Here is a 25,064-nt window from a genome sequence, read left to right as displayed (position 1 = left end):
TCACCATACAAAATTTTTTAGTTTCACAAATTTTTTGTTAGATTTCATATTCATCATACCATAGTTCCCCCGGTTGTCAAGGGGTTTTCCGGATTCCACGGCATTTTTTCACAGCCGAAAATTCCCCCCTTGACAAATACCCCCTAGGGGTATATAGTAGATCTCAGAAAGAATACCCCCGGAGGGTATCTCTCCGGCAGATTGGAGGTTCCTATGCGAGAAGAAAAATACGACATCTCCGGGATGCACTGCGCCGCGTGCAGCGCGTCCGTGGAGCGGGTCACCCGGAAGCTGCCCGGCGTGGAGCGCAGCGAGGTGAATCTCACCACCGGTATCATGACCATTGCATACGATGAAAGTCAATGCACCCAGGAGCAGATCGTGGCCAAGGTGGAGAAGGCAGGCTTCGGCGCCGCCCTGCACCTGGAGCACCCGGCCCCCGCCACGGTCCAGAATGCTGAGGATGCAGAGACCGCCGCCCTGAAGCGGCGGAAGATCGAGCTGATCGCGGCGGCGGTGTTCTCCGCGGTGCTGCTGTATGTGTCCATGGGGCAGATGCTGCCCTTCGGGCTGCCAGCTCTGCCCCTGCCGGACCTCTTCTCCATGCACACCCATCCCATGAATTTTGCGGTGCTGCAGCTGATCCTGGCCGTGCCGGTGCTGTACTGCGGCCGGAACTTCTTCCAAGGGGGCCTCAAGTCCCTCTTCCACGGCAACCCCAACATGGACTCCCTGGTGGCCATCGGCTCCGGCTGCTCCTTTGCGTACAGCCTGGTGATGACCTTTCTGATCTCCGACGATCCCAGCTACGTCCACAATCTCTATTATGAGTCCGCCGCCGTGGTGCTGACTCTGGTGTCCCTGGGCAAGTTTCTGGAGAGCCGGAATATGCAGAAGACCAAAGGCGCCATCACCGCCCTGATGCAGCTGTCCCCGGACACCGCCATCCTGGCGGACACGGGCCGGGAGGTGCCCACCAGCCAACTGAAGGTGGGCGACGTGGTGCTGGTGAAGCCCGGCGCCCGGGTCCCGGCGGACGGCACCGTCACCCAGGGCGAGAGCAGCGTCAATGAGGCCATGCTCACCGGCGAGAGCCTGCCGGTGGAGAAGGCCGTGGGCAGCGAAGTCATCGGCGGCAGCGTCAATGAGAACGGCGTGCTGTACGTCCAGGTGACCCGTACCGGCGACGACTCCACCCTCTCCCGCATCATCCGGTTCGTGGAGGACGCCCAGGGCCGGAAAGCCCCGATCTCCAAGACCGCCGACAAAGTGGCCGGTGTGTTCGTGCCGGTGGTCATGGGCATCGCGCTGCTGGCCGCCGTCATCTGGGCCATCGCCGGGCAGCCCTTCTCCTTTGTGCTGCGGGTGTTCACATCGGTGCTGGTCATCGCCTGCCCCTGTGCCCTGGGGTTGGCAACTCCCACCGCCATCATGGTAGGCACGGGCCTGGGGGCCAAGCATGGTATCCTGATCCGCTCCGGCGAGATTCTGGAGATCACCCACAGCGTGGACACGGTGGTGCTGGACAAGACCGGCACCGTCACCGAGGGCACCCCCGCCGTGACGGAGGTCCTACCCCATCGGTGTGAGGCATCCGACCTGCTGTCCGCCGCGGCGGCGGTGGAGGCGGTGTCCGCCCATCCCCTGGCAACCGCCATCACCGCCTACGCCCAAGAGCATGGCTACGGCGGCACCGCCCGGCCGGAGAGCTTTGAGAACCTGTCTGGCCGGGGCCTGAAGGCCGTGCTGGGCGGCGAGACCGTCCTGGCCGGCAACCGCCGATTGCTGGAGGAGCACGGCGTGGACGTCTCCTCTCTGGCATCTGATGCGGAGCGCCTCTCCGCCCAGGGCCAGACCCCCATGTACTTCGCCAGGGGCGGCACCCTGCTGGGCCTGATCTCTGTGGCCGATCCGGTGAAAGAGACCAGCGCCGCCGCCATCCAGAAAATGCGCGGGCAGGGCATCCGGACCGTGCTGCTGACCGGCGACAACCGGGCGGCGGCGGAGCACATCGGTTCCCTGGTGGGTGTGGACGAAGTCATCGCCGAGGTGCTGCCAGAGGAGAAGGCCGGCGTGGTGGAGCGGCTCCAGTCTCAGGGCCGCAAGGTGATGATGGTGGGCGACGGCATCAACGACGCCCCGGCCCTCACCGCCGCCACCGTGGGCTGCGCCATCGGCAGCGGCAGCGACATCGCCATCGAGTCCGCGGACATTGTGCTGATGCGCTCGGACCTGCAGGATGTGCCCCGGGCCATCCGGCTCTCCCGGCTGACCCTGCGGGACATCAAGCAGAATCTCTTCTGGGCCTTCTGCTACAACACCATCGGTATCCCCATCGCGGCGGGCCTGCTGTTCGCCTTCGGCGGCCCTCTGCTGTCCCCCATGTTCGCGGGGGCGGCCATGAGCCTCAGCTCCGTCTGCGTGGTAGGCAACGCATTGCGGCTGGGCCGGGCCAAACTGTGATTTGACGGGAAACGGGAAAAAGGAGTATTCTATATGGAAGATCAGACTTTGCAGGCAGTCCCCGCCGCCGAGGCACCGGCGGAGGAGACAGCGGCAGGCTGTCCCTGCCGCCACAAGCACCGGGAGGCCCCGGAGTACGACTCCCTGATCCGGCGGCTGAACCGGATCGAAGGCCAGGTCCGAGGCGTCCGGGGCATGGTGGAAAAAGAGTGCTACTGCACGGACATCCTCACCCAGGTCTCCGCCATCCAGTCGGCGCTGAACGCCTTTTCCCGGGAGCTGCTCAGCAACCATATTCACTCCTGCGTGGTGCAGGACATCCAAAACGGACATCTGGAGGTCGTGGACGACCTTCTGGTCACCATTCAAAAACTGATGAAATGAAAAGGAGCACTCAATATGACTACGATTTCTGTCCCTGATATGATGTGTGAGAACTGCGTCAAGCGCATCACCAACGCCCTCACCGCCGCGGAGCTGAAGTTCTCTGTCTCTCTGGACACCAAGACTGTCACCGTCGACGGCTGTGACAACTGCGTCAAGACAGCCGTCAGCGAGCTGGAGGATCTGGGCTTCACGCCGGAGGTCCGCTGAATCCCTTGAAAACAGAGGGGGTTCCCCAACAGGTCCCGCGTCTGAACAGACAGGCGCGGGGTCTGTCTTTTTGCGTCGGTTTTATGTCACCAATTTGTTACTTTTTTTATTTTTTCTCCAGACTTTTGCACAGCTCGGCCGCGTTGTTTTTCTGCAAAGTGGGAGACATAACACCGTAACCCCCACAAAAACTTGACAAAAGTGGGAAGCCGGTGTATACTAACCCCAGTTTTCCAATCGGTAACAAAAGTTACAAGTTGTTTTCATTCAGGAAAACACCGAGGTATAGACCTTCCAAAACCAGGGAAGACTGGCATGGAAGACCTTTTCTGAGGAGGTATCTGATTTTGAACACACATGCTTTTGAGAAAAAGCTGCACAGCCTCAAGGCCCGGTTCGGTCTGCAGCTCTTTGTGCTGGCCGCCGTTGTCTGCACCAGCTGGATCGTCACCGATCACGCAAACGCCGTGTATATTCTCACCGGTCCGGAGGACGCCGCCATCGTGCTGAACGAGGAGGAAGTCCGGGAGGGCGAGATGTCCTCTCAGCTGGTGTACCTCTCCAGCGGCCAGAGCGGCTATGACATGTCCCTGACCGCCGGACAGGAGGTCACGGTCACGCACGACGGCAGCACCGTCACCGCCAAGGCCCGCAGCGAGACTGTGGCAGAGCTGCTGGAACGGCTCCACATCACCCCCAGTCCCCTGGAGATGGTAGCCGTGGATCTGGACGAGGACAGCGCCGAGCTGACCATTGCCTCCGAGCTGACCTATTACGACCAAGTGGAGGAGCCCGCCACCTACGAGACAGTGCGGGTGGCCAATCCCTCCCTGCCCAAGGGCACGGAGAAGGTGGTCCAGGAGGGCGCCGACGGCGTCCGCACCTCCATCTACGAGGTGGTCTGGTCCGGCGGCGAGGAGATCTCCCGCCAGTTCGTGGAGGAGCTGGAGAGCACCGCCGTGAATGAAGTCGTGGAGTACGGCACCGCCGTCGCCTCCACCAGGGCGGGCGTCGCCAGCGTCTCTAAAAACGCCGACGGCAGCGGCATCCTGACCCTGACAGACGGCACCACTCTGAACTTCTCCGGCGTGAAGTCCATGACCGCCACCGCTTACACCGCGGGCCACGGCGGCGCTGACTACACCACCGCCACCGGCACTCTGGTCAAGGTGGGCACCGTGGCTGTGGACAAGAACGTTATCCCCCTGGGCACTAAGATGTATATCGTGGCGGCCGACGGCTCCGTGGTCTACGGCACCGCCGTGGCGGCGGATACCGGCGTGCGGGGAAATATCGTGGACCTGTACTACGACACCTATCAGCAGTGCATCAACTTCGGACGGCGGACGTGCAATGTCTATATCCTGGAGTGATGAAACTGCCCGCAGAGGCACATTCTGAAAAGAGGTCCCCCGCTTTTGGCGGGGGACCTCTTTTCAATCGCGCTCACAGCCGCTCCAGCAGGGGCGGAAGCTCCGGCAGGGCCCCGATGGTATAATCCGCCGGGATGTCCGGCCGGGGCGGCAGGTACTGGGGATTGTACCAGCAAGACCGCAGGCCGACGTTCCGGGCGCCCCGGATGTCGGAGGTCAGGCTGTCCCCCACCATCATGGCCTCCGCCGCATCAAAGTCCGGGATCGCCGCAAAGCAGGCGTGGAAGAAGGCCGGGCTGGGCTTATAGGCCCCCATCTGTTCGGAGATGAAGATGTTTTGGAAATAGCGGGCGATGCCTGCGCTCTCGATCCGGCTGTTCTGGACCTCGGGAGTGCCGTTGGTGGCCAGATACAGCTCATATCTTGTGTGCAGGGCCTCCAGCAGTTCCTGGGCGCCGGGCACGAAGAAGTGGCCCTGGGCCAGTTGTTCCTCATAAAGCTGGCAGACCTCCTGCGGAGCAGCACGGACCCCCAGCTCATCAAACAGCAGCTGGAACCGCCGGACCAACACCTGGGGCCGGGTCAGCTTCCCCTCTTCCAGCAACTCCCACTGTCGGCGGTTCAGGACGTGATAACGGTCCAGAACGGCGTCCGTGGGGTCTACATGAAAGTGCCGCAGGGTCTGGGAGAGCGCCTGCCGCTCCGCCCGGTGGAAGTCCAGAATGGTGTCGTCCAGGTCCAGAAAAATGAATCGCATCTGCATCCCTCCTGGGGATTTTTTGATGCCACCAGTTTACCGGATCAGGCGGTATTTTGCAAGGACCATTCCCTCGCCGGGATGGGGTTGGCAGCCCCGCAAAAATTTGATATACTGCTGAAGAAAGGCGGGATCAGGTATGAATCTCTGTGACTACAACACCATCCGGGACCTGCTGGCCCGGCATGGGTTCCATTTCTCCAAATCCATGGGACAGAACTTTTTGATTGATCCGGAGGTGCCCCGCCGGATCGCAGAGGCTTCCGGCGCGGACGCAGGCTGCGGCGTGCTGGAGATCGGCCCGGGCATCGGCCCCCTGACGGCGGAGTTGGCCCAGCGGGCCGGGAAGGTGGTGGCCGTGGAGCTGGACCGGGCCCTGCTGCCGGTGCTGGCGGAGACCATGGCCCCCTATCCGAATGTGGAGGTCGTGCCGGGGGACGTGCTGAAACTGGACCTCACGGCCATCGCGGCAGAGAAGTTCCAGGGCCTCACGCCTATAGTCTGCGCCAACCTGCCCTACAACGTCACCTCTCCCATTCTGGAAAAGCTGGTGGAGTCCCCCTGCTTTACTGCCTTCACGGTGATGATCCAGCGGGAGGTAGCCCGGCGGCTGTGCGCCCCACAGGGCTCCTCTGAGGGCGGCTCCTTCTCCCTGTTCCTCCAGTACTACATGAAGCCGGAGCTGCTGTTCGACGTGCCGCCGGAGAAGTTTCTCCCCGCTCCCAAGGTGACCTCCGCCGTGATCCGCTGCGTCCGACGGGAGCGGCCCGCCGTGGATGTAGCGGACGAGGGCTTTTTCTTCAAAGTGATGCGGGGCGGCTTCCTGCTGCGGCGCAAGACCCTGGCCAACAGCCTCTCCGCCGCCCTGCCGGGGATTCCCAAGGAATCCATCCAACAGGCCATCGCCGATATGGGCCTGCCTGCCGCCGTCCGGGGGGAACAGCTGACGCTTGAGGACTTCGCGGCCCTCTCCGCCGCGCTGGGGCGGGAGGCGGATGGAGATTGACTTTATCTCCCGCACCGTGTATGATATTGATACGAAAAATGCCCCTCCGCCGCGCCGGCTGGAAGATTATTCAGAAACGAGGTCATTCAAATGGCAACCATTGATCTGAGTAAATATGGTATTACTGGTACCACGGAAATTATCCGCAACCCCTCCTATGAGTTCCTGTTTGAGGAGGAGACCAAGGCCGGCCTGGAGGGCTATGACAGGGGACAGGTCACCGACCTGGGGGCCGTCAACGTCATGACCGGCATCTACACCGGCCGCTCCCCCAAGGACAAGTTCATTGTGATGGACGACACCTCCAGGGATACCGTGTGGTGGACCTCCGACGAGTTCAAAAACGACAACAAGCCCGCCTCTCAGGAGGCTTGGGATGCCTGCAAGAAGCTGGCGCAGGAGCAGCTGTCCAACAAGCGCCTGTTTGTGATGGATGTGTTCTGCGGCGCCAACCACGACTCCCGCATGGCCATCCGCTTCATCATGGAGGTGGCATGGCAGGCCCACTTCGTCAAGAATATGTTCATCCAGCCCTCTGCTGAGGAACTGGAGAACTTCGAGCCTGACTTCATCTCCTACAACGCCGCCAAGGCCAAGGTGGAGAACTATCAGGAGCTGGGCCTGAATTCCGAGACCGCCGCCATCTTCAACCTCACCTCCCGGGAGCAGGTCATCCTGAACACCTGGTACGGCGGCGAGATGAAGAAGGGCATGTTCTCCATGATGAACTACTACCTGCCCCTGAAGGGTATGGCCTCCATGCACTGCTCCGCCAACACTGATATGAACGGCGAGAACACCGCCCTGTTCTTCGGCCTGTCCGGCACCGGCAAGACCACCCTGTCCACCGACCCCAAACGCCTGCTCATCGGCGACGACGAGCACGGCTGGGATGACAACGGCGTATTCAACTTTGAGGGCGGCTGCTACGCCAAGGTCATCAACCTGGACAAGGACGCCGAGCCCGACATCTACAACGCCATCAAGCGCAACGCCCTGCTGGAGAACGTGACTGTGGACGAGAACGGCCACTGCGACTTCGCCGACGACTCCGTCACTGAGAACACCCGCGTTTCCTATCCCATCGACCACATTGAGAAGATCGTGCGACCCGTGTCCGCCGGACCCGACGCCAAGAATGTGATCTTCCTGTCCGCCGACGCCTTTGGCGTGCTGCCCCCTGTTTCCATCCTGACCCCGGAGCAGACCCAGTACTACTTCCTGTCCGGCTTCACCTCCAAGCTGGCCGGCACCGAGCGGGGCATCACCGAGCCCACTCCCACCTTCTCCGCCTGCTTCGGCCAGGCCTTCCTGGAGCTGCATCCCACCAAGTATGGCGAGGAGCTGGTAAAGAAGATGCAGAAGTCCGGTGCCAAGGCCTACTTGGTGAACACCGGCTGGAACGGCACCGGCAGGCGCATCTCCATCAAGGATACCCGCGGCATTATCGACGCCATTCTGGACGGCTCTATTCTGACTGCTCCCACCAAGACCATCCCCTACTTCAACTTTGAGGTGCCCACCGCTCTTCCCGGTGTGGACCCCGCCATCCTGGACCCCCGGGACACCTACGCGGACGCCGGCGAGTGGGATACCAAAGCCAAGGATCTGGCCTCTCGCTTTGTGAAGAACTTCTCCAAGTATGCCGCCAACGAGGCGGGCAAGGCCCTGGTAGCCGCCGGCCCCAAGGCGGAGTAAGTAAAAAACGAAAAGCCGGATCAGGGTGCCGCGGAAGCGGCGCCCTGATCTTGTCGAACGAGCTGCCGCTTGTTCGACACAACCGCAAGGCCACTCTGCAAACGCAGAGCGGCCTTGTTTTGCCAGTATGACAGGATTTTTACCGAATGTACTCCCCACACTCCGGGCAGTAGTGGGGAATGCCGCCCCGGGGATCCCAGTGTCCGCCGCAGTACGGACACCGGAAGAACAGCAGCGTCTGGAGAACATCCGCCATAACAACCACCGCTCCCGGCCACAGCAGCCATCCAATCTCCAGAAACACGCCGATGAGCATCAGGACGAATCCGGCAATCAGCCCCACCCACAGCAGCGTATAACTCTTCTTGTAGTCCATGGCCGCCCTCCGTTCAGTCCAGGGGCTTCTTGCAATAGGGGCAGGTTTTGGGCAGGGTCCGCTTGGGCAGATCCCGCTTGCAGTGGGGGCAGTGGTAGAAGAAATTCATCTGAAGCGTCCCAACCAGCACACAGATGATGCCCAGCACGCCGATGACGGTTCTGCCGGTGATCCCGCCGATCAGCATCACCAGAATGCCGCCGATGCCCAATATCCGCATCAGCCAATAGCTCGTCTTATAGTTCAAGCCTGTTCACCTTCTTTCCAACCGGGGCTCCGGGGTTTTTCAGGTCCGATCCGGGAATTTTTCGCAGAGCCGGTCCAGTTCGCCGATCAGCGCCTCCATCTCCTTCTGGTCCATGGTGCAGGTGATCTCAGCGGTGTCGTCCCCGTCCATGGTGTTGGGCAGATAGAAGGACACCACCACTTCAAAGGTCCCGTCTCCCAATGCCCGGGCGCCGACGGAGAAATAAAAGTTCTCCTGAAAGTCACTGACGTACACATCCCGGATTCCAGCCTTCAGCACTTTCAGCCCGGCGCTCATGCTCTGGAGCTCGTGGGTCAGCAGGCAGCTGTTGGAATCCTTCACCACGTCTCCGTCCTCCTTGTTCCAGGTGGCCCGGAGCACCAGCCAGTTCCGGTCGTCACTGGTGGGGTCGCCGCCGTCCGGCGGAAATTCATAGTTCACGATATCCAGCCTCAGGCTGGACTCCTCATTGCGGAAGAGCATCTGGGGTTCTCCTTTTCAGTCGTTGTGATGGGCGGCGTAAAACGCGTCGTAGTCCGCCAGCTGCTTCTGCAGCAGGGCCGGGGTGTCCAGCCCATAGGGACAGCGGGACTTGCAGGCGTTGCAGTGGATGCAGTTTTTGATCTGGTGCATCTTCTCCCGCCACTCGTCGCTCAGATAGGGCTTGTAGGGTGCCCGCCGCAGCAGCTGGGCCATCCGGGCCGCCTGGGGGATGTCGATGCCGGCGGCGCAGGGCAGGCAGTAGCCGCAGGAGCGGCAGAAGTCCCCCGACAGCTCCGTCCGGTCGTGGTCGATCACCGCCTGGAGCTCCGGCGTCATGCGGGGATTCCGCTCCGTCAGCTCCAGCCACTGGTCCAGCTCCCACTCATGCTGGATGCCCCAGATGGGCACCACGTCTGGATGCTCCTGCATAAAGGCGTAGCAGGCCTCCGCATTGTTCAGCAGGCCGCCGGAGAGGCCCTTCATGGCGATGAAGCCCATGTCGTGCTCCCGGCACAGCTTCACCAGCTCCAGGTCCTTCTCCGTGGCCAGATAGCAGAAGGGGAACTGCAGCGTCTCAAAATTGCCGGACTCAATGGCCTCGTGGGCCACCTTCAGCCGGTGGTTGGTGATGCCGATGTGGCGGATGTAGCCCTTCTGCTTGGCCTCCAGTGCGGCGGCAAAGGGCCCGTCCGGGTCATGGATATCCGGCAGCACCGCCGGATTGTGGAACTGGAACAGGTCGATGTAATCCGTCCGCAGGCTGCGGAGGCTCTGCTCAATGTGGGCCTGGACCGTCTTTTTGTCTCCTCCACCGCTCTTGGTGGAAATCACCACGTTCTGCCGCACGTCGTGGAGGGCCTCTCCCAGTTTTTCCTCGCTGTCAGTGTACATATTCGCGGTGTCGAAATAGTTGATTCCCGCCTCACAGGCCCGGCGGACCAGCTTCACTGCATCCGCCTTGGAAATCCGCTGGATGGGCAGGGCACCGAACGCCGTCTTGGTCACCAGCAGGCCGGTACGGCCCAGTCTGATTTTCTCCATAATAGTTCCTCCTTCCCGCGCAGAGCGGGTCACTCCCCTGCATTGGATTGTATCACATTTTTCCAGGTTTGCAAACCGCAAATCCTGTGATATGATAGAAGCAGAATATCGCTTCGGAGGGACATGATCTCCCGTCCGGGACCCCGGCACCCCTGTCCTCAGCCTATTGGGGTCTCGCCCGGCAGGTCGGGCCCCGGATGGGTGTCCGGACGGTCCCGGCGGGGGATTGGGACAGAAACAGAGGAGGCGCCCTATGGCACAGAATGAGCTCCATTTGAAAGTGACGCTGCGGATTTACAGCGACGATGACCAGCGCTGCTTCGGCCCCGGCATCGCCACCCTGCTGCAGCGGGTGCGGGAGCACCACTCCCTCCGGGCCGGAGCCGCCTCTATGGAAATGGCCTACTCCAAGGCGTGGCGTATCATCCGCACAGCTGAGACAGTGTTTGGGTGCAAGCTGCTCTCCTCCACCATCGGAGGTGCCCACGGCGGCGGCGCGGTGCTGACGCCGGAGGCGGAGCGCCTTCTGGCGGCCTATGAGGCCTACTGCGCCGATGTGGGCACCTACGCCCAGGGGAAATTCGAGGATGCCTTCCGCTTCTACCGGGATCTGGACCATCGGCCATGACCCGGTGCGGCGTGAGCCGCCGTGCCTGCCCAGGAGTTATCCTCTCTGAACAGGAAAACGGGACCGGAGCCTATGCGGCTCCGGTCCCTCCGTGTTTTGCGGCGCTTACGTCCGGGGACGGGTGGGATCCTCCTCCGTGGGGCTGGGGATCGGATGCTCCTTGTGGGCCACCATGGCCTGGATCAGCTCCACGGTCCGGCCCAGGCCCAGATAGCTGGAATCGATGCAGAAGTGGTAGCTGTCCACACTGCCCCACTTCTTGGAGGAATAGTACTCGTAATAGGACGCCCGGCGCTTGTCGGTCTTGAGGATCAGCTGGCGGGCCTTCTCCGGCGTGAGGTTCTGCCGCTGGGCCACGCGCTGGATACGGACCTCCAGGGGTGCGCTGATAAACAGGCTCAGGTGGTTGGGATAGTCCGCCAGGGCGTAGTCCGCGCACCGGCCGATGATAACGCAGGGCCCTTGGTCCGCGATGTGCCGGATGGTGTTGAAAGTCGCCAGATACACCTGTTGTTCCAGAGAGTCACCCACACCGCTGCCGGGCAGGGCAAACATATAGGAATCCATGGCGATGGAGTACAGGAGGCTCTTGGGCCGCTCGTCGAAGTTTTCAAAAATCTTCTCGCACAGGCCGCTCTTCTTGGCGGCCTCCTGCAGCAGCTCCTTGTCATAGAAGGGAATGCCCAGCTCCTTGGCCACGCGGATGCCGATCTCCTTGCCGCCGCTGCCAAACTGCCGGCCGATGGTGATGATGGTTTTCATAGAGAACCCTCCTCTCCTTGTTGGTTTTATTATACCGCAAGAAGAGGCCGCCGTCAAACAGTACCGGGCGGACCGTCGCCGGAATCGCCCTCATCCGGCGGAAGGGGATGCCAGGGCTCCCGTTTTCCGGAAAAAAAGCGGCGGGCACCAGCGTCCTTCGCCGTCTCCACCAGTGCATACCAGAGGCGTCCCGCCGCGAAGAGAATCACCAGGGCCAGCAGGACGGCACCGACCTGCTCCAGGGAAAGCGACATGGCACGCGCTCCTCACTTCGTGGCGTAACAGGTCTTGAAGAAAGTCTCAAAGGCCTGCTCTTCCGGTCCCTGGTCCACGTAGATGAACAGCTTCTCATCCTCCAGCCACTCGAAGGTGTTGATGGCCAGATAGTGACGCCCATCCGGGTAGATGATGAAGGCGTCCGTGGGGTACTTATTCTGATAGGCCTTTTTGACTGCGGAACGGGGGCAGATTTCCGGATCGCCGCAGCCGGAGAGGTCCGGAACTGTGGGCACGACCACCACCGTGGGGTCCGCCCCCTCCTTCCAGCCCACGATCAGGCTGCCGTAGGTAGTCTTGCTGCCGTGGACCAAGCCGTAGTTGAACCGCTTCGCATCCTCCGTATAGGCGGCCACCAGCTGGTACTGCCCGCCGTCGGGCACCACGCTGTCAAACAGGCGGCGCATCTTCTGTTTGCTGTCCGCGCTTTTGGCCTGGTCAATTTCAGGTCCCTTGAAGAGTTTTCCGAAAATTCCCATGACAATCCCTCTTTAATATCTCAATTTTATATTGACCATTTTATTTTATCTGGTCAATATATGAGATATCATACCAAAAGAAACCGGATTGCGCAACTGGGTAATTATCAGCGCACAAAAAAAGACCGCCCATCAGCGGTCTTTTTTTGCGTTGCGCAGGGAGCCCAGATAGTTCACCAAAAATTTCACGTGCAGCGCCGCCGTCTCCTCCAGGTGCGAAGGAAACAGAAATGGCATGGATTCCGGCGCGGAGTTATAGATCAGGAGGCAGGAGAACACCAGGTTCGCCAGCACCTCAGGGGCGCAGTCCTCCTGCCGGATGTCCAGCAGCGCCATCAGGCGCAGAAAGAAATCCCGCTGCCCGGGCCGGAAATCCTGGAATCGCTCCGGCGTCAGGCGGCTGTGCAGATCCGCCTCCTCCCCCTGGGTCATCACCAGGATGCCGTTTTCCCGGTGGCGGAGGATCGTCCGGAAAAAAGACTCCACGTGCTCCTCCCAGGTCCCCTCCGGCCGGGCCAGCTCCTGTTCCAGCAGCCGGAGCAGACGGCAGCGCTGCTCCTCCATCATCTGGAGGGAAAAATCCTCCAGCGAGTCAAAAAACGTGTAGAAATAGGGCTTGGAAATCCCCACCGCCGCGGCGAGCTCCGCCAAGTGCAGCCCCTTCAGACCCTTGCTTACGGCCATATTCAGCCCCGTGTCCAGCAGAGCCTGCCGCACCCGGGCCCGGTCCTCCTCCGTATAGGTCTTGCGGGCCATGGCATTCCCTCCCCTTTTTCATCTGGTGCCAGTATAACACAATTCCCGGGAAAAGAAAACCGTTCTGCCGCGCATCCCCCAAAAAGCAACCCGGCCGCTGTGCGCGGCCGGGTTGCTTTTGAAGATCTCACGCCTCCGGCATGGGCTTGCCCAGGCGCTTGTACATGGTCTTTTTCACCGCCCGGAGGATATTCTCATACCCGGTGCAGCGGCACAGGTGGCCGGAGAGGAGTTTTCTCAATTCATCGTCCGTGTACTCCTTGCCGCTCTCCAGGATCTCCACTGCCGTCAGGATAAAGCCCGGCGTGCAGAAGCCGCACTGGATGGCCGCCTCGTCCACAAAGGCCTGCTGGATGTCGCTGAGCTCGCCGTTAGGGCCCAGCAGCCCTTCCAGGGTGCGGATGTGCTTGCCCTCCGCCCACACGGCCAGATAAATGCAGGAGTTGTATGCCTCCCCGTCGATCAGGACGTTGCAGGCGCCGCACTCCCCCACCTCGCAGCCCTTCTTCACGGAGGTCATCCGGAAGTCGTTGCGGAGCATGTCCGTCAGGCTGGCCCGCACGTCCACCGTGCGTTCCACGTCCTTGCCGTTCAGATTGAAGTGAACAGTCTGATACTGCATCACATGCTTTTCCATCACAGGTCACCTCCCGCCAGCTTCACCGCTTCGATGAACGCCCGCCGGGCGCTCTCCACCGCGATGTGCATCCGGAAATCCTTGGCCGCCCGCCAGGAGTCCCGGGGATTGATGTCCTCCTTCACCGCCTGGGCAAAGCGATCCGCCAGCTCCAGGCTCACCGGCTGTCCGGCGGCCAGTTCCTCCGCAGCCGCCGCCCGCAGGGGCACCGGCCCCGCCACGCCGAAGGCCACTCTCGCCCGCTCCACGGTCTTTTTGTCGGCGGAAAGGCGGACGTTCACAGAGGTTCCCAGGGTGGCGATGTCCATGGCATTCCGCATGGCATACTTTATATAGTGGCCAAATGTGTCAGTATAACTGTCTTTTTCGATCAGGATGGCCGTTTGGATCTCGCCGGGACGGATATCCACCTTGCCTGCCCTGATGTAGAACTCCCGGATGGGCTGGCGGCGGATACCGTCCGGTCCCGTCAGCTCCACAATGGCGTCGTAGGCGTGGAGAGTGGAGGCGGAGTCCGCGGAGGTGACACCGTTACAGGTGTTACCGCCGATGGTGCCGATGTTGCGGATCTGGGGACCGCCCACCTGGTCCACGGCCTCTCCCAAAACATGGAGGTATTTCTGGATCAGGGGATCCCGGGTAATGTGGGAAAAGCTGGTGAGGGAGCCGATCCGCAGGGTGCCGTCTGCCTCCAGGGTCACGCCCCGGAGTTCATCCAGCCCGTAGATGGAGATCAGCTCCACCCCGGCCCGCTTGCCCTCCCGCATCTGCACCAGCACGTCGGATCCGCCGGCGATGATCTGGGCATCCGGATGGGCCACCCGGAGGGCCACCGCGTCCTGAACGCTCTCCGCCTGATACAGGGCTTTCATATCATACATGAGTGGTTCCCTCCTTTAGTCTTCGATCAGCCCAGCCTCTTTGAACCCGCGGTAGAGGACATGGGGCGTGATAGGGCATGCGTCAAAGGCCACACCTGTGGCGTTCAGGATGGCGTTGCGGATGGCCGGCGCCGGCGAACAGGCCGGGGGCTCGCCCAGGGCCTTGGTGCCGTAGGGAGAGGTGGGCTCCGGGTTTTCCACGAACGCCGCCTGGAGCGTGGGATGGTCCATAAAGGTGGACAGCTTGTAGTCCAGCAGATTGTTGTTCAGGGGCTTTCCGGTCTTCTCGTCGAACTTCAGCTCTTCACTGAGGCCGTAACCGATGGCCATGGACATGCCGCCGTGGACCTGGGCCTCTGCCAGCGCCGGGTTGATGAGGGTGCCGCAGTCGTGGACGTTGACCAGATTCAGCAGCTTCACCTTGCACAGAGGGACGTCCACCTCCACCTCTGCGAAGGAGCAGCCGAAGGAGTAGGCGTTGGACTTGATCTGGGCCGTGGTCTCGGCGGTGATGTGCTGGCTGTGCTCCAGGGAGTAGAGGCTCTCTGTGGCCAGCTCGCCCAGAGTCTTGAGGACCCGGCCGTCCTCCTTGCGGATGATCTTGCCATCCACCAGATCCAGAACAGATACCGGCATCCGGGTTTGCTCATGGGCGATCTGCAAAATCCGCTCTCGCAGGGCCAGGGCTGTCTGCATGATGCTGAAGCCGCCGATGTACGTCTGCCGGGAGGCGTAGGCACCGGTGCCGAAGGGCGTCACGTCCGTGTCCTGGGTGGACACCACATGGACGTCCTCCACCGGAATACCCACCGCGTCCGCCACCATCTGGGAATAGGCGGTGTCGCAGCCCTGTCCGATCTCCGTCTCACCGGTCTGGAACTGGAGGGAGCCGTCCTGATTCAGCACCATCCGGCAGGAGGAGGACTCCAGCGAGATGGGCCACACAGCCGTGTTGTACCAGAACACCGCAAGGCCCACGCCCCGACGGACAGGGCCAGTCTGGTTCTGGTATTCCCGATATTTCCGCTGGTAATCCAGCATCGCCATTCCCTTGTCCATGCACTGGTTGAAGGTGTCGGCGTACAACTCGTTTCTGGAGAAGCCGTCGGTATACCCCACCGGCATCAGATTCTTCCGGCGGAATTCCATAGGCTCCATCCCGATAGCCTGACAGATATCGTCGATGTGGCACTCCCCGGCCCACATGGCCTGGGGGATCCCATAACCACGCATGGCGCCGGCGGCGGGGCGGTTGGTGTAGACCGTCCAGCAGTCGCACTCCAAATTGTCGCAGGGGTAGAGCTGGGGGAAGGCGCCCATGCCCTTGGCCACGATGCTGTGGCCGTGGGAGGCGTAGGCCCCCTGGTTGGACCAGGCCTCAAACTTCCGGGCCACCAGGGTGCCGTCCGGCCGGACGTAGGAGATGATGTGGGTGCGGATGGCGTGGCGGACCCGGTTAGAGACAAAGGTCTCCTCCCGGCTGCACTCCAGATGCACCAGCCGTCCCCCCACCTGGGTGGAGAGCCAGGCGCACAAAGGCTCGTACAGAGCGTCCTGCTTGTTGCCAAAGCCGCCGCCGATGTAGGGCTTGATGATCCGCACCTTGCCCCAGGGCAGACCCAGTGCCTGCCCCACCACCCGGCGGATGATGTGGGGGATCTGGGTGGAGGTGACCACCACCACCCGGCCCGCCTCCTCATAGGCGAAGCAGCCGTGGTTTTCAATGTGGCAGTGCTGGACAGTGGGGGTGTCGTACCAGCCCTCCACCCGGATCAGGCCCGGCTCCTGGATGGCGGTCTGATAGTCGCCTCTGCGGATATCTGTGTGCTTCAGAACATTGCCGGGGCAGTCCTCGTGGATCTGTGGGGCATCCGGCTCCATGGCCTTCTGCACGTCCAGAACGAAGGGCAGCTCCTCATACTCCACCTTCAGCGCCCGGACGGCCTGAGCGGCAGCTATCTCGTTCTCCGCGATGACGGCGGCGATGTCGTCGCCGTAATACCGCACGTGATGGTTCAGCAGCAGCCGGTCCGCCACGTCCTGGTGGGCGGGATCTGTGGACCAGGGGTGTCCCGCTGTGGGGAAGCGGTAATCGGGCACGTTGAAGCAAGTCAGGACCTTCACCACACCGGGAACGGCCTCAGCCTCCGTAGTGTCGATGGACTTCACGTAGCCGTGGGCGATAGTGGCGTGCAGGATCCTGGCCACCAGGGCGCTTTGATCGCACAGGTCCGCCACATACTTGGCGCGGCCCGTGGCTTTTTCATAGGCGTCCACACGGGTGACGCTTTTGCCGACGCTTTTACTCATCAGGCAAGCCTCCTTTTTTGATCAAAGTTCCGCCGTCCATTGACTGGACACGGCGAAAGCGGATATACTACTGATAAAATGAGGTGATGGATGTGGAAAACAAGCCGAAAATCGGTTGTGTGGTCATGGCCGCCGGCAACGCCCGGCGGTTTGGGGAAAATAAGCTGGCCGCCCAGCTGCGGGGCAGGAGTCTCATCCTCCGGGCGCTGGAAGCCGTCCCGGCCGAGAAGTTTGACAAAGTCGTGGTGGTGACTCAATACCCGGAGGTCATGCGGCTGGCCGGGGAGTTCCACTTCGCCGCCATCCACAATCCCCACCCGGATTACGGCATCAGCCACACCATCGAACTGGGCCTGACGGCTCTGCGGGACTGTGACGGGGTGCTGTTCCAGGTCAGTGACCAGCCGCTGCTGCGGCGTGAGAGCGTGGCAGAGCTGGTGGACCGCTGGCGCACCCGGCCGGAGAAGATCGTGGCTCTGGGCCACGGCGGCGTGCGGGGTAATCCCTGCCTCTTCCCTGCCCGGTTCTTTCCGGAGCTGCTGGAGCTGCGGGAGGACCACGGCGGCAACACCGTTATCCGGCGGCACGAGGCGGATCTCCTTCTTCTGGAAGTCCCGGCGGAGGAGCTCCACGACGTGGATACCGCCCAAGCCCTGGAGGAATTGAAAGCGGAGGAGCAGGTATGAATCCAACCGTCTATGAATTCGATGCGGTGATCCGGAAAGTTCCGGACATCGACGGAGCCTATGTAGAATTCCCCCATGACGTACAGGCGCTATTCGGTAAGGGCCGAGTCAAGGTGGCTGCCACCTTTGACGGCGTCCCCTACGCGGGGAGCCTGGTGCGGATGGGCACTCCCGGCCACATCCTGGGGATGCGCAAGGACATCCGGGCCCAAATCGGGAAGCAGCCCGGAGACACCGTCCATGTGACAGTGCGAGAGCGGGGGTAACGCAGATTCGGACAGGCCGCGGCGGAAGTACCGCCGCGGCGCTTGTTATTTACGGCTGTAAGGCGTGCCCTCCAGGGGCAGACTGGTACGGAACTTGCCGTCGTAGCGGTAGTAGGCGTCCGCAATGGCTGGGGCTGTGGGGATGGAGGTGATCTCGCCGATGCCGATGGCGCCGCAGGCCACGTTCAGTCCCGCTTTTTCCACGATGATGGGGGTGATCTCCGGGATCTGGTTGGCCCGGAACAGGCCCAGCGTGCCGTATTTGGCGGTGGGCCTGCAGTCCGTGAGGGGATACCGCTCCGTCAGGGCAAAGCCCATGCTCATCACCACGCCGCCCTCGATCTGCCCCTCGATGGACAGGGGATTCACGGCCTTGCCCACATCGTGGGCAGCCACCATCTGGCGGATTTTCCCCTCGTCGTCCAGGATGCACACCTGGGTGGCGTAGCCGTAGGCCACGTGGCTGACGGGGTTGGGCACCGGGGCCCCCAGAGGGTCCGTCTTTCCCAGGTATTCGCCATAGAACTCCTGACCGTTCAGGGCGTCCAGACCGCCGGAGGCCCCCATGGCCTCCTTCAGATCCTGGCAGGCCCGGCGGACCGCCTCGCCGGTGAACAGCGTCTGGCGGGAGCCGGAGGTGGTGCCGGAGTCCGGCGCGCAGTAGGTGTTGGACCGCTCGTAGACGATCCTGTCCCGGGGAATGCCCGTCTGCTCGTAGACCATCTGTGTCAGCACCGTGCCCAGGCCCTGGCCGATGCAGGAGGCACCGGCAAAGATGTGGAGCCTGCCGTCCTCCACCACCAGGCGGCACCGGCCGGTGTCCGGGATGCCCACGCCCACGCCGGCGTTCTTCATGGCGCAAGCCAGGCCCACGTACTGGTTATTCTCCACATAGGGCTTCACCGCCTCCAGCGTCTCCACCAGGCCGGTGGAGTTGTCTACGATCTGGCCGTTGGGCAGCTCCTGTCCCGGGCGAATGGCGTTGCGGTAGCGGATCTCCCAGGGGGTAATGCCCACGATGTCCGCCATCTGGTTTAAGAGGCTCTCGATGCAGAAGCAGGTCTGGGTGACACCGAAGCCCCGGAAGGCCCCGGCGGGGGGGGTGTTGGTATAATAGGCCCAGCCGTCGATCTCAAAATTCTGGTAGTTGTAGGGACCGGCGGCGTGGGTGCAGGCCCGCTCCAACACCGGCCCGCCCAGAGAGGCGTAGGCCCCGGTGTCGGCGATGACCTCGGCGGCCACGCCCTGGATGATGCCGTTCTCGTCGCAGCCGATGGAGAACTCCATCTCCATGGGGTGGCGCTTGGGGTGGATCAGAATGCTCTCCGCCCGGGTGAGCTTCACCTTCACCGGGCGCTTGGTCAGGTACGCGATCAGGGCGGCGTGGTGCTGGACCGTCACGTCCTCCTTGCCGCCGAAGCCGCCGCCCACCAGGCAGTTGCGGACCTTCACTTTTTCCGCCGGCAATCCCAGCATCCCCATGGTCTCGTGCTGGGTGTCGTAGGCGCCCTGGTCTGTGGAGAGGATCATGACCCCGTCCCCGTCGGGATAGGCTACGGCGCACTCCGGCTCCAGGAAGGCGTGTTCCGTCCAGGGTGTGGAGAAGTGCTGGGTCAGCACATGCTTCGATTTGGCGATGGCCTCTGCCGGGTTGCCCCGCTGGATGTGCTTGTGGGTCAGCAGGTTCCCGGTCCGGTGGACCAGGGGAGCGTCTGGCAGCATGGCCTCCCGGGGACTGCGGACCATGGGCAGCTCCTCATAGTCCACTTTCACCAGGGCCTTGGCCTGGGCCAGGATCTCCGGTGTCTCCGCCGCCACCAGGCAGATGGCGTCACCCAAGTAATGGGTGATATCCCCCACGGCGATCATGGTGTCCCAGTCTTTCACCAAATGGCCCACCTTGTTCTGCCCGGGGATGTCCTCCGCCGTAAAGACCCCCACCACACCGGGCAGGGCCCTGGCCTCCTCCGTGTGGATGGCCAGCACCCGGGCCCGGGGGTATTGGGACCGGACGGCGCTGCCGTAGATCATGCCGTCCAGATAGATGTCGTCGGGATAGATGCCGGTGCCGGTGACCTTCTCCTCCACGTCCACCCGGGGCACCCGCTGCCCCAGGGACCAATCAGCGGGAGCCGGCGGCACCTCGCCCTTGCGGAACAGCTCGGCGGCCAGCAGAATCGCATCAATGATCTTCACATAGCCGGTGCAGCGGCAGATATTGTTTCGGATGGCGTAGGCCGCCTCCTCCCGGGTAGGATTGGGATTCATATCCAGCAATCCCTTGGCGCTCATCACCATACCGGGGATGCAGAAGCCGCACTGAACCGCCCCCGCCATGCCGAAGGCGTAGGTATAGACCTGCTTTTCAAAATCGGTCAGCCCCTCCACCGTGACGATGGACTTGCCCTCCAGCTTATCGGTCTGGGGGATGCATGCCTTGGTGGGCTTACCGTCGATCAGCACTGTGCAGGTGCCGCAGGCGCCCTCGCTGCAGCCGTCCTTTACACTGGTGAGATGCAGGGTATCCCGCAGGTAGCGGAGCAGCTTCTGGTTGTTTTCCACTGTCACGGCCCGGCCGTTCACGGTAAATTTTGCCATGGCAAGTTCCTCCTTGACTGCCGTGCCCAACCCTGGTCCCACGGTCATCGGTGTTCTTTCGGAAAGGTCGACCTTTCCGCTGTCTCTATTATACAATAACTTTCTTGCCGCCGCAACTGAACTTTGTCCGGCACGCTATTTTATCTCGGAAACAACGCCACTAAGCGGCAGCTCCCACCCCACGATCAGGGCGCCCTTCCGGACGGTGATCCGGGCCTTGGGCTCGATGATGTGGTTGCTGACGCCCAGGGGGAACTCCGCCGAAAGGGAGGCGTGGGAGAGGGGATACTGCACACCCTTCTCGTCAATGCCGGAGGCCGGTGCACCCAGGCAGAAGACGGAGAGCAGGCCCCACTCCACCGTCTGCTCCACAGTGATGGTCTCATTCTCCACAGCCGTCCACACAAAATCATTGTCATAGAGGTATCCCCTGGCCCCATGGCGGCGCAGATACAGCAGTGTCTGCAGATTGGCCAGGGTGTGGTCCAGCCGCCTGCCGCCGGTGCCGCCGTAAATGTAAAACTCGCCGCAGCCCTGCTCCAGCCCCGTCTTCACAGCCAGCATGGTGTCCGTGTCATCCTTCTCCACCGGCACCCGGCGGACATGGTCAAAGTCCGCAGGCTGATCCATGGAGTCAAAGTCTCCCAGCAGCAGATCCGGGGTGATCCCCGCCTGGCGGCAGGCCAGATACCCGGCATCCGCCGCCAGCACCAGGTCCCCTGTCTGGGGCCGCTCCCGCAGGCCGTAATAGGTGCCTGCGGCAAAAATGAAGCATCGTTTCAATGGGTCCACTCCCCGTCTTGTTCATTGAGATGTCACGCGGCCGCCGTGCCGTGAAATCCAGCGGCTGTCCTTACAGCCATTGTACCATGATTCCGCGCCCATGACAAACAGAACTTCCTGACAGAAGAGCCGCATCCAGGCAGCGCCCGGACACGGCTCCTCCGTTTACTGGATATGCTCCTCACAGAAGTTGTCCAGCACCCGATAGCCCATCTCTTCCGGCTCCGCCACCGGGAAGGTGGCGATGCTGACCGGGTCAAAGGCCGGACAGAGCCGCTTTTCCGGCTCGATCCGCAGGGCGGGCGTTCGGCTGGGGGACTTCTTCTGCGGAGCTTGTGCCTGCCGCATACAATCACCCCGGCTCTAGCATTTGTGAAATCTGCGGAATCATGCGGCGGCGTTCCCGGAAAAGCCCGGAAACGCCGCCGCATTCTGGAAACTCTACATTTTAATAATGTATCAGGTCTCCCCCTCCAGCTTTGCAAAGCGGTACAACACCGCTGCCAGCTGCTGCCGGGTGACGGGCTGGGAGAGCATCAGGTTCCCCGCCTCGTTGCCCTGCAAAAGGCCGTTTTCCACGGCCCAGGCCACTGCTTCCTCCGCATACGCGCTGGGGATGTTGTCCATGATTGTTTCCTCCTTGGGCCGCCAGCCGGGCCAGCCGGAGACGGCCACCTCCCGTCCGCTCCGCTGGTCCCATCTGGCTCGTGCGGTCCGGGTGTCCACATGGGTGAAGGTCTGATAGACGCCGATCCCACCGTGTCCGCCCAGATAGTATTCCGCTATCTGCCCCACCAGCAGGGGCGAGGCACCGCTCACCTGAATATCCGCCGCCCTGCCCAGCAGGTGCTGGCTGGCTCTGGCGCCGCCCACCTTCTGATTGTAAGAAGCGGTGCGGTACCCGCTGTTGACGGTCACCGCCCCGCAGGCGGCAGTGCGGATCCGCTCCAGCAGCTCCACCAGATCCGTGTCGATCTTCACCAGGTCTGCCCCGTCCCGGCAGGCGAACTCCCGCACCCGGAAGTGGGGGGACAGCAGCTTGTCCCCCTCCCGGGCAAGGCTGTATGTCCCCACGCTCATTCCCTGGCCCGCTTTTCCGCCTGCGTGCCAAAGTAAAAAGCGATCACCACGGTGAACACGGTCAAGAACTGCTCCGCGGTCACCCGGCCCGTTCCGGCCATGGCAGCAAATACCGCCGTCAGAATCACCGTCACCAGACTCTTCACCGTCAGCAGGCTGGCCAGGCGCTGTGTCAGCAGCTCCATCTCAGTCCTCCTCCGTCAGCACATCGCCCCGCAGGCGGTATCGCTTTCCGGCCATATAGACATAGGCGGTCTCCTGCCCCATGTCCACGTCCACCGTGCGGCCGTTCACCACATGGACCTTTTCCAGGCTGCCCACACCGTGGTCCAGAATGCCCCAGCCGTTGGCCTCGTCCGGCGTCTCTCCCGCCCGGGTCTCCAGCAGCTCCCGGGCGGAGAAGAGATTGCGGGTGGGGTCCAGGGTGAGCCCGCACCCCAGCTCCTTCAGGGCCTTGTTGGCCTCCTCCAGAGTCTTCTCTCCTCTGGTGTAATCGTACAGCACTTCCTCCAGGGTTTTCATCTTATGTACCATCCTCTCTCCGGGTTCTGCCCGGCTCAAATTTTACTGACGCTGTGGGCCGCCTCGCTGCGGACGAAGCCGATATACGCCGTGCGGGCCGTTTCCGCTGCACGCATGGCCTCCTCCACGTCGCCGTTGGTATGTTGACCCGCCAACTTTTTGGCCGTGGTCAGGGACAACGAACAGGTGGCGTACATCAGATCCATAGCCAGCCTGCTCTCCGTAGCCCGGCGCGCCGCCCGGGCATCTGCCCGCCTGGCACTCTTCCGGGAGCGGTATTCCGCCCCAGCCGCCAGTACGGTAGCCGCCCCGGCGATCAGCGCGCAGAGCACCTCCGTTCCGATCCTGCATCCCTCCTCTCAGATCCAGCGGTAGTGGGGCCGCTCCTCTTGAAACAGCCAGTGCCGCATCCAGTCGAACAGCACGATGGCGGTCCCCGCCAGCACCACCCACAGCAAGGCGTACTTCAGGCACACCTGCCCCCACAGGTTGCCCGGCAGGCGGGAGTAGTCCCAGATGTCCAGCTTCAGCCAGACGTTCAGGATCAGCCCGGCTCCCAGCTCTGCCAAGGTAATGACGCTGCCCCCGATCAGCGCCTGGAGCCACAGGGGCCGCTCCCAGGCCATGTGCTCGTTGGCCAAATCTAGCGGCAGACTCAGCATCGCCGCCAGCAGAAACATGCTCCAGTGGGTGTGCCCCCGCCAGATCAGCTCCACCATGCAGTAGAGATCCCCGCCCATCAGCGACAGGATCAAGGCCTTGTGCCATCTCTTCACGTTCGTGTCCTCCCTGCTCTGAAATTCGCTTGGCTTCAACCGCTATCGTGCCTTTCCGGCGGCTCCGCTATGCATAGCCGGAGCCGTCAACCATATCCTTTATTTCCCGGCCGGCGCGCACGGCGGCGTGCAACGCGGCGGAAATTTCTTTTCCCGCCTTCCTCTCTTCCAGGTTATATGCATCTCTCCCTCCGCTCACCACAAAAAGCGCCGCGGGCAGGAATGCCCGCAGCGCAGAGAAAACGCCCCGGCGCCGTAACCGGTGCCGGGGCATCTGTATTTGATCTGTTCCTTCGGAAATCAGTCCTCCGCCATCTTGCGGTACTTCTGGTACCGGGCCTTGACGTCGGCGATCTCCTTCTGGTACAGGGCGTCCGCCCGCTCGGGGAAGTTGTTCTTCAGAGAGGCGAAGCGGTTCTCGCCCATGAGGAAGTCCATGAGCTTGTCAGTATCGGGCGCGGGAGAGTCCAGCTGGAAGGGGTTCTTGCCCTCGGCGATGCGCCGGGGATCATACCGGTACAGGTGCCAGTAGCCGCACTCCACCGCCTTCTTCATCTCGTCCTGGGTACAGCTCATGCCGGCTTTGATATGCTGCTCCAGACAGGGGCAGTAGCAGATGACGATGGCGGGGCCGGGATAGGACTCCGCCTCCCGCAGGGCCTTCAGGGTCTGGGCCTGGTCATAACCCATGGCCACCTGGGCCACATACACATAGCCGTAGGTCATCAGGATGGCGCCCAGGTCCTTCTTGGCCACCTGCTTGCCGCCGGCGGCGAACTTGGCCACGGCGGAGGTGGGGGTGGACTTGGAGGACTGGCCGCCGGTGTTGGAGTACACCTCGGTGTCCAGCACCAGCAGGTTCACATCCCGGTTCTGGGCCATGACGTGATCGATGCCGCCGAAGCCGATGTCGTAGGCCCAGCCGTCGCCGCCGATGGCCCAGATGGACTTCTTGGAGAGATACTCACGGTTCTCCAGGATATAGGACACATCTTCGGTCTGCTCGCACTTCTCCAGGGCGGCGATCAGGGCGTCGGACACGGCGCGGGACTTCTCTCCGTCGTTCCAGTTGTTGATGTAGTCCTCGATCTCCGCAGGGGCGATGTCGGCGTCCTTCATGCTCTCCAGCCGGATCAGCAGCTCCTTGCGGATGGCATCCTGAGCGTGGAAGAAGCCATAAGCGAACTCGGCGTTGTCCTCAAACAGGGAGTGCTCCCAGGCGGGGCCGCGGCCCTGGCTGTCCTTGCAGTAGGGCAGGATGGGCGCGCCGCCGGAAATGGCGGAGGAGCAGCCTGCGGCGTTGCCCGCGTACATCCGGTCGCCCACCATCTGGCTCAGCAGCTTAATGTAGGTGGTCTCGGCGCAGCCGGCGCAGGCGGCGGAGAACTGGAAGTACGGCTTGGCGAACTGCATGTTCTTGACGGTCTTGCTGTTGATCACATCCTTCTTCAGGTACTTGTCGTTCATGGCGACCTCGTCGAAGTTCGCCTGTTCGGACTTCATCTCCTCGAAGGGGGTCATCACCAGGGCGTCCGCCGTCTTGTCGCTCTGATTGGCCGGGCAGGCGGTCAGGCACACGCCGCAGC

General features: G+C 62.3%; 30 protein-coding genes. 9 read left to right on the top strand and 21 right to left on the bottom strand.

The features are described 5' to 3' along the window. Nucleotides 1-213: 213 nt before the first annotated feature. The 4 genes from HMPREF1546_RS08860 to HMPREF1546_RS08845 all read left to right on the top strand — a co-directional run bounded on the left by HMPREF1546_RS08860 (nucleotide 214) and on the right by HMPREF1546_RS08845 (nucleotide 4,430). A complete protein-coding gene (locus HMPREF1546_RS08860; RefSeq protein ID WP_021749761.1) occupies nucleotides 214-2,463 on the top strand; it encodes a cation-translocating P-type ATPase in 2,250 nt (749 codons plus the stop codon). Between the two features lie 33 nt (nucleotides 2,464-2,496). Next, nucleotides 2,497-2,847 carry a metal-sensing transcriptional repressor gene (locus HMPREF1546_RS08855; RefSeq protein WP_021749760.1) on the top strand — a complete coding sequence of 117 codons (351 nt, stop codon included), beginning with the start codon at nucleotides 2,497-2,499 and terminating at the stop codon, nucleotides 2,845-2,847. Nucleotides 2,848-2,862: 15 nt separating this feature from the next. Then, the gene (locus HMPREF1546_RS08850) at nucleotides 2,863-3,057 is read left to right on the top strand and encodes a heavy-metal-associated domain-containing protein (RefSeq protein WP_021749759.1); all 195 of its coding nucleotides are present in this window, start codon (nucleotides 2,863-2,865) and stop codon (nucleotides 3,055-3,057) included. 347 nt (nucleotides 3,058-3,404) lie between these two features. Beyond that, complete coding sequence (locus HMPREF1546_RS08845) at nucleotides 3,405-4,430, top strand: G5 domain-containing protein (RefSeq protein WP_021749757.1); 1,026 nt, start codon at nucleotides 3,405-3,407, stop codon at nucleotides 4,428-4,430. Nucleotides 4,431-4,503: 73 nt separating this feature from the next. Here HMPREF1546_RS08845 and HMPREF1546_RS08840 read toward each other — a convergent pair whose 3' ends face one another. Continuing rightward, nucleotides 4,504-5,187: a YjjG family noncanonical pyrimidine nucleotidase gene (locus tag HMPREF1546_RS08840; protein ID WP_051319996.1), complete on the bottom strand. Its 684-nt coding sequence runs from the start codon at nucleotides 5,185-5,187 to the stop codon at nucleotides 4,504-4,506. 139 nt (nucleotides 5,188-5,326) lie between these two features. On the opposite strand from HMPREF1546_RS08840, the gene rsmA reads away from it, so the two are divergent. Together rsmA and pckA are read left to right on the top strand one after the other, a co-directional pair. Beyond that, the gene (rsmA, locus tag HMPREF1546_RS08835) at nucleotides 5,327-6,193 is read left to right on the top strand and encodes a 16S rRNA (adenine(1518)-N(6)/adenine(1519)-N(6))-dimethyltransferase RsmA (RefSeq protein ID WP_021751866.1); all 867 of its coding nucleotides are present in this window, start codon (nucleotides 5,327-5,329) and stop codon (nucleotides 6,191-6,193) included. 90 nt (nucleotides 6,194-6,283) lie between these two features. Continuing rightward, nucleotides 6,284-7,891: a phosphoenolpyruvate carboxykinase (ATP) gene (gene pckA / locus HMPREF1546_RS08830; protein ID WP_021749752.1), complete on the top strand. Its 1,608-nt coding sequence runs from the start codon at nucleotides 6,284-6,286 to the stop codon at nucleotides 7,889-7,891. A 139-nt stretch (nucleotides 7,892-8,030) separates the two neighbouring features. Here the strand turns inward: pckA and HMPREF1546_RS08825 are convergent, their stop codons facing one another. The 4 genes from HMPREF1546_RS08825 to HMPREF1546_RS08810 are packed head-to-tail and all read right to left on the bottom strand — an operon-like array spanning nucleotide 8,031 to nucleotide 10,038. Then, nucleotides 8,031-8,267, bottom strand: coding sequence for a hypothetical protein (locus HMPREF1546_RS08825; RefSeq protein ID WP_021749750.1), 237 nt, complete (start codon nucleotides 8,265-8,267; stop codon nucleotides 8,031-8,033). A 13-nt stretch (nucleotides 8,268-8,280) separates the two neighbouring features. Further along, nucleotides 8,281-8,514, bottom strand: a complete 234-nt coding sequence (locus HMPREF1546_RS08820) for a hypothetical protein (RefSeq protein WP_025545071.1) — start codon at nucleotides 8,512-8,514, stop codon at nucleotides 8,281-8,283. A 39-nt stretch (nucleotides 8,515-8,553) separates the two neighbouring features. Further along, on the bottom strand, nucleotides 8,554-8,997 hold the full coding sequence (locus HMPREF1546_RS08815) for a hypothetical protein (RefSeq protein WP_021749748.1): 444 nt from the start codon (nucleotides 8,995-8,997) through the stop codon (nucleotides 8,554-8,556). Nucleotides 8,998-9,012: 15 nt separating this feature from the next. Then, the gene (locus HMPREF1546_RS08810; RefSeq protein ID WP_021749747.1) at nucleotides 9,013-10,038 is read right to left on the bottom strand and encodes an aldo/keto reductase; all 1,026 of its coding nucleotides are present in this window, start codon (nucleotides 10,036-10,038) and stop codon (nucleotides 9,013-9,015) included. A 253-nt stretch (nucleotides 10,039-10,291) separates the two neighbouring features. Here HMPREF1546_RS08810 and HMPREF1546_RS08805 point away from each other — a divergent pair, with 253 nt between their 5' ends. Then, nucleotides 10,292-10,666, top strand: coding sequence for a winged helix-turn-helix domain-containing protein (locus tag HMPREF1546_RS08805; RefSeq protein WP_021749746.1), 375 nt, complete (start codon nucleotides 10,292-10,294; stop codon nucleotides 10,664-10,666). Nucleotides 10,667-10,771: 105 nt separating this feature from the next. Here HMPREF1546_RS08805 and HMPREF1546_RS08800 read toward each other — a convergent pair whose 3' ends face one another. The 7 genes from HMPREF1546_RS08800 to xdhA all read right to left on the bottom strand — a co-directional run bounded on the left by HMPREF1546_RS08800 (nucleotide 10,772) and on the right by xdhA (nucleotide 16,767). Next, nucleotides 10,772-11,428 (bottom strand): AAA family ATPase, encoded by a 657-nt coding sequence (locus tag HMPREF1546_RS08800; protein ID WP_021749745.1) that lies wholly within the window; start codon nucleotides 11,426-11,428, stop codon nucleotides 10,772-10,774. Nucleotides 11,429-11,481: 53 nt separating this feature from the next. Beyond that, complete coding sequence (locus tag HMPREF1546_RS08795) at nucleotides 11,482-11,682, bottom strand: hypothetical protein (RefSeq protein WP_021749744.1); 201 nt, start codon at nucleotides 11,680-11,682, stop codon at nucleotides 11,482-11,484. Nucleotides 11,683-11,694: 12 nt separating this feature from the next. Continuing rightward, nucleotides 11,695-12,183 carry a hypothetical protein gene (locus tag HMPREF1546_RS08790; RefSeq protein WP_021749743.1) on the bottom strand — a complete coding sequence of 163 codons (489 nt, stop codon included), beginning with the start codon at nucleotides 12,181-12,183 and terminating at the stop codon, nucleotides 11,695-11,697. A gap of 132 nt (nucleotides 12,184-12,315) precedes the next feature. Then, entirely contained in the window at nucleotides 12,316-12,939 is a 624-nt protein-coding gene (locus HMPREF1546_RS08785) for a TetR/AcrR family transcriptional regulator (protein WP_021749742.1), read from the bottom strand. A gap of 127 nt (nucleotides 12,940-13,066) precedes the next feature. Further along, nucleotides 13,067-13,576 (bottom strand): xanthine dehydrogenase subunit XdhC, encoded by a 510-nt coding sequence (gene xdhC / locus HMPREF1546_RS08780; protein WP_021749741.1) that lies wholly within the window; start codon nucleotides 13,574-13,576, stop codon nucleotides 13,067-13,069. Continuing rightward, complete coding sequence (gene xdhB / locus HMPREF1546_RS08775) at nucleotides 13,576-14,457, bottom strand: xanthine dehydrogenase subunit XdhB (protein ID WP_021749740.1); 882 nt, start codon at nucleotides 14,455-14,457, stop codon at nucleotides 13,576-13,578. Before xdhB ends, xdhC begins: the two co-directional genes overlap by 1 nt. Before the next feature lie 15 nt (nucleotides 14,458-14,472). Further along, nucleotides 14,473-16,767 carry a xanthine dehydrogenase subunit XdhA gene (gene xdhA / locus HMPREF1546_RS08770; RefSeq protein WP_021749739.1) on the bottom strand — a complete coding sequence of 765 codons (2,295 nt, stop codon included), beginning with the start codon at nucleotides 16,765-16,767 and terminating at the stop codon, nucleotides 14,473-14,475. 92 nt (nucleotides 16,768-16,859) lie between these two features. On the opposite strand from xdhA, the gene HMPREF1546_RS08765 reads away from it, so the two are divergent. Together HMPREF1546_RS08765 and HMPREF1546_RS08760 are read left to right on the top strand one after the other, a co-directional pair. Further along, complete coding sequence (locus HMPREF1546_RS08765) at nucleotides 16,860-17,453, top strand: NTP transferase domain-containing protein (RefSeq protein ID WP_273482261.1); 594 nt, start codon at nucleotides 16,860-16,862, stop codon at nucleotides 17,451-17,453. Beyond that, on the top strand, nucleotides 17,450-17,719 hold the full coding sequence (locus HMPREF1546_RS08760; RefSeq protein ID WP_021749737.1) for a DUF1905 domain-containing protein: 270 nt from the start codon (nucleotides 17,450-17,452) through the stop codon (nucleotides 17,717-17,719). The genes HMPREF1546_RS08765 and HMPREF1546_RS08760 overlap by 4 nt, the downstream gene beginning before the upstream one ends. Before the next feature lie 45 nt (nucleotides 17,720-17,764). Here HMPREF1546_RS08760 and xdh read toward each other — a convergent pair whose 3' ends face one another. From xdh to HMPREF1546_RS08710, 9 genes are all read right to left on the bottom strand, one after another. After that, on the bottom strand, nucleotides 17,765-20,317 hold the full coding sequence (gene xdh / locus HMPREF1546_RS08755) for a selenium-dependent xanthine dehydrogenase (RefSeq protein ID WP_036630579.1): 2,553 nt from the start codon (nucleotides 20,315-20,317) through the stop codon (nucleotides 17,765-17,767). A 135-nt stretch (nucleotides 20,318-20,452) separates the two neighbouring features. Next, a complete protein-coding gene (locus HMPREF1546_RS08750) occupies nucleotides 20,453-21,100 on the bottom strand; it encodes a thiamine diphosphokinase (RefSeq protein ID WP_036630574.1) in 648 nt (215 codons plus the stop codon). Between the two features lie 165 nt (nucleotides 21,101-21,265). Beyond that, on the bottom strand, nucleotides 21,266-21,448 hold the full coding sequence (locus tag HMPREF1546_RS08745; RefSeq protein WP_021749734.1) for a hypothetical protein: 183 nt from the start codon (nucleotides 21,446-21,448) through the stop codon (nucleotides 21,266-21,268). A 111-nt stretch (nucleotides 21,449-21,559) separates the two neighbouring features. Next, on the bottom strand, nucleotides 21,560-22,180 hold the full coding sequence (locus tag HMPREF1546_RS18330) for a D-Ala-D-Ala carboxypeptidase family metallohydrolase (protein ID WP_021749733.1): 621 nt from the start codon (nucleotides 22,178-22,180) through the stop codon (nucleotides 21,560-21,562). Further along, nucleotides 22,177-22,365: a hypothetical protein gene (locus HMPREF1546_RS08735; RefSeq protein WP_021749732.1), complete on the bottom strand. Its 189-nt coding sequence runs from the start codon at nucleotides 22,363-22,365 to the stop codon at nucleotides 22,177-22,179. Before HMPREF1546_RS08735 ends, HMPREF1546_RS18330 begins: the two co-directional genes overlap by 4 nt. Nucleotide 22,366: 1 nt before the next feature. Next, a complete protein-coding gene (locus HMPREF1546_RS08730; RefSeq protein ID WP_025544507.1) occupies nucleotides 22,367-22,702 on the bottom strand; it encodes a hypothetical protein in 336 nt (111 codons plus the stop codon). A gap of 35 nt (nucleotides 22,703-22,737) precedes the next feature. After that, on the bottom strand, nucleotides 22,738-23,034 hold the full coding sequence (locus HMPREF1546_RS08725; RefSeq protein ID WP_021749730.1) for a hypothetical protein: 297 nt from the start codon (nucleotides 23,032-23,034) through the stop codon (nucleotides 22,738-22,740). 27 nt (nucleotides 23,035-23,061) lie between these two features. Then, a complete protein-coding gene (locus HMPREF1546_RS08720) occupies nucleotides 23,062-23,478 on the bottom strand; it encodes a hypothetical protein (RefSeq protein ID WP_025544504.1) in 417 nt (138 codons plus the stop codon). A gap of 300 nt (nucleotides 23,479-23,778) precedes the next feature. After that, the coding region (locus HMPREF1546_RS08710; protein WP_021751865.1) for a thiamine pyrophosphate-dependent enzyme at nucleotides 23,779-25,064 on the bottom strand (1,286 nt) is incomplete at its 5' end.

The organism is Oscillibacter sp. KLE 1745 (genome assembly GCF_000469445.2).
Classification (GTDB): domain Bacteria; phylum Bacillota; class Clostridia; order Oscillospirales; family Oscillospiraceae; genus Oscillibacter; species Oscillibacter welbionis.
This window is presented reverse-complemented; position numbering and strand designations above follow the sequence as displayed.